2 protein-coding genes and 2 pseudogenes are annotated in these 3,118 nt (G+C 59.4%); 3 read left to right on the forward strand and 1 reads right to left on the reverse strand.

What is annotated here, in order from left to right; translation table 11 throughout:
- A pseudogene (locus tag JJ869_RS22965) lies at window positions 1-475 on the reverse strand (bifunctional NADH dehydrogenase FAD-containing subunit/selenide, water dikinase SelD); the annotation flags it as partial.
- A 462-nt stretch (window positions 476-937) separates the two neighbouring features.
- Between JJ869_RS22965 and JJ869_RS22970 the strand changes: the two are divergent.
- The 3 genes and pseudogenes from JJ869_RS22970 to JJ869_RS22980 all read left to right on the forward strand — a co-directional run.
- Window positions 938-1,789: a universal stress protein gene (locus JJ869_RS22970; protein WP_292271216.1), complete on the forward strand. Its 852-nt coding sequence runs from the start codon at window positions 938-940 to the stop codon at window positions 1,787-1,789.
- Window positions 1,790-1,905: 116 nt separating this feature from the next.
- Window positions 1,906-2,877 (forward strand): tripartite tricarboxylate transporter substrate binding protein, encoded by a 972-nt coding sequence (locus JJ869_RS22975; protein ID WP_292271218.1) that lies wholly within the window; start codon window positions 1,906-1,908, stop codon window positions 2,875-2,877.
- 26 nt (window positions 2,878-2,903) lie between these two features.
- Window positions 2,904-3,118, forward strand: a pseudogene (locus JJ869_RS22980) (tripartite tricarboxylate transporter TctB family protein); the annotation flags it as partial.

Here is a 3,118-nt window from a genome sequence, read left to right on the forward strand (position 1 = left end):
CGCCGATGATGGCCACGTTGGCCGGGCCGGTGCGGTTGCGGAAGCTGTCCCATTCGGCGGCAAAGGGACCAAGCGGTTTGGCAGGGATCGCATGGTCGGCAAAACCGGGCAGGGCAGGCATGTCGGAGGTGATGCCGACATCGACCGAACAGGCGTCGAACCCAATGGGCGGATGGGTGTCGATCTGGACAGTGCCACGGGCCGGGTCGATGCCAGTGACCGACCCTAGGATGAGCCGCGCATTGGCGAATTGCGCGAGGCGGACAAGGTCGATGTCGAGTTGTTCGCGGGTGTAATGGCCAGCGACGAAGCCGGGCAGCATGCCGGAATAGGGTGCGGTTGGACCCGGATTGATCAGCGTGAGGCGCGCGCCGGGGAGCGGTTTCATTGTCCATTTGCGCAGCACCAACGCGTGGGTGTGGCCGCCACCGATGAGAACGAGATCCTGAGTGAGCGGCAAGGGCGGCTGGTGCATGAGGCTGGTCCTTTGGTGGTCAGACCCGGTGTACCACGGCGGTGCTGCCGCGCCCATGCGGCGGGTGATCAACTTTCGTAACGTGTCTGTCCGTGCGCGTTTGCGCTAACGAGAGGGGTGACGTGAAGTGGGTGTTGCGCGCCGGCTCGCGGGTGGCACCTGTGCGCGATTCGGTCGGGATCACCGAGGCAGTCTGTCTGCCGTGGCCTCAGCAAGCGCCGCTCAGACCCGTCAAAAGCGCAGTATACTGTGGGATGCAGAAAAATATTTAATTAACAAAGGCTTAAAAAATTGAGAAAAACGGCTGAGTAAGTAAATTTCAAAACCTTAATGCTTGACGAAATAATCCTGCGCCTAGATGAAGGCTCAAGAATTGCGAAGAGCATCGGGTTAGAAGGCGGCCTTTGCTCGGTAGGGACGCGACATTGCGACCGCGCGAACAGGCAGGAGAGATCGTCGGCGATGTTGAAATCCATTTTGGTCCCAGTGCGTGGTGATGGCATGGTCGCTACCGTCCTTGCCCACGCCGCCGAACTTGCCAAGCAGCACCAAGCGCAGGTCAATGTCGTCCATTGTCGTGCCCAGGCCAGCGATCTGCTGCCGCAGGGGATTGTCATGAATGACTTTGCCCGCAAGGTGATGATGGAACAGGCGGTCGAGCTTGCGAACCGACAGGAAGATCACCTGCGCAAGATTTTGCACCGACTGGCGCGCGACTTTGGGCTCGAGGAAAACGCGAGCACACCCGATGTTGCGGTCTGCACCTTTGCGGAAGAGCCGGGCCGCATGGCCGATGTGGTCAAGCATGCGGGTCGGTTGTCCGATCTGATTGTTCTGCCGAAGCCCCAGCGGGAACGCAATCTTGGCCAAAGCTCTTTGAAGGCGGCGCTTTATGGCGCGGGGCGGCCCGTGTTGATCTGTCCGGGGCAGTTGCAGCCTGACGCAACATTCGCCCAGCATGTGGCGGTTGGCTGGAATGGCTCGCTGCCTGCAGCGCGGGCTGTGGCATCGTCGTTAGACATCATTCACGCTGCCAAGCGAGTCAGCATCCTGACCGGTGGGAAAGTGCAAACGCACGGACCCACCGTTGAAGAGCTTGTGGACTATTACGCGCTGCGGGGGATCACAGCCGAAGTTGTGCGCTTCACCGGAAAAGATGCCGCCACCGAGCTTCTCAAGACAAGCAAGAGCATCGGGGCCAGCCTGCTGGTGATTGGTGCTTACAGCCACAGCCACGAGACCGAGATGCTGTTTGGAGGCAATACAGAACGCATCGTGGACAAGACAGAAATGCCCATCCTGATGGCGCATTGAACCAACTCTTTGGCCGAGCAACGGCCTGTGACCGGGGCGTGCCCCATATCTGAACCCCGCACATGACGCGGAAACGACTGGCCTGGGACACCGGGCATATTAGGGAGGACTACACCATGAAACTCACCAAGAGATTTTTCCTCGGACTGGCTGCAGGCACGGCCCTTGCGACATTGCCGATGGCAGCTTTGGCCCAGGATTGGCAGCCGAAACGTCCGATCGATTTCACGATCATGGCAGGTCCGGGCGGCGGTGCTGACCAGATCGCGCGGTTCGTGCAGTCGGTGGTCGAGGCGAATGACATGACCAATCGCCCCCTGATCCCCACCAACCGGGGTGGCGGCTCGGGCGCAGAGGCCCTTCTGCATCTCAAGGACGCGCGCGACCCGGATCACACGCTGATGGTCACGCTGAATTCGTTCTACACAACACCGATCCGCCAAGAGGGTCTGGGCGTCGATATCGAAACCTTCACCCCGATCACCATGATGGGCGTCGATCCGTTCGTGCTTTGGGTTCACAAGGATTCCGGCATCACGACCTTTGAAGACTTTATCGCCAAGGTCAAAGAAATGGACGGCGAGTACGTTATGGGTGGCACAGGAACGGGTCAGGAAGACTCGATCGTGATCGCTTACATGTCCGGGGCCTATGGTCTGAAGATCAAGTACATCCCCTATGATGGCGGCGGTGCCGTGGCCAAGGACCTTGCCGGTCAACAGATCATGGCAACGGTCAACAACCCTGCAGAAGCCAAGGGCTTTTATGAAGCAGGCGATTTTGTGCCGCTTCTGGCGTTCTCGGACGAGCGTATGGAAGCCTATCCAGACGTGCCGACCATGAAGGAAAAAGGCCACGATTTCTCGTATTACAACCAGCGCGCCATCGTCGGTGCCCCCGGTATGTCCGACGAAGCCGCAGCTTATTACCGCGATGTGTTCGGCAAGGTCTATGAGGGAGAGGATTGGCAGAAATACCTGGCCTCTGAAAGTCTGTCACCGCTGCCGATGGATGAAGCGCAGACGCGGGCATATTGGGCGACGCAGGTTGCCACCCACCGCAAGCTTCTGTCCGAAATCGGCGGTTAAGCTGTAAGCCAGGAAGGGGGGCAGAGATGCGCCAAGGTGAAATATCACTTGCAGGGCTCCTTGCCCTCTTTTCCCTGTACCTGATGTGGAAGAGCACAGAGCTTCCCATCGGGTACATACGCGGCCAGGGACCGGGCGGTGGCTTTTGGCCGTTCTGGCTGTCGGTCGGCATGCTGCTAAGCTGTGTTGCCATCGCCTGGAACTGGTGGCGCGGCAAGACCCCGGCTTCGGTGTCGGATGA

This window comes from Marivita sp. (assembly GCF_017643905.1).
Lineage (GTDB): Bacteria > Pseudomonadota > Alphaproteobacteria > Rhodobacterales > Rhodobacteraceae > Marivita.

Bases quoted from the DNA above. Each gene is read 5' to 3' on its own strand.
- JJ869_RS22970 (WP_292271216.1), top strand. From the start codon at position 938: ATGTTGAAATCCATTTTGGTCCCAGTGCGTGGTGATGGCATGGTCGCT.
- JJ869_RS22975 (WP_292271218.1), top strand. From the start codon at position 1,906: ATGAAACTCACCAAGAGATTTTTCCTCGGACTGGCTGCAGGCACGGCC.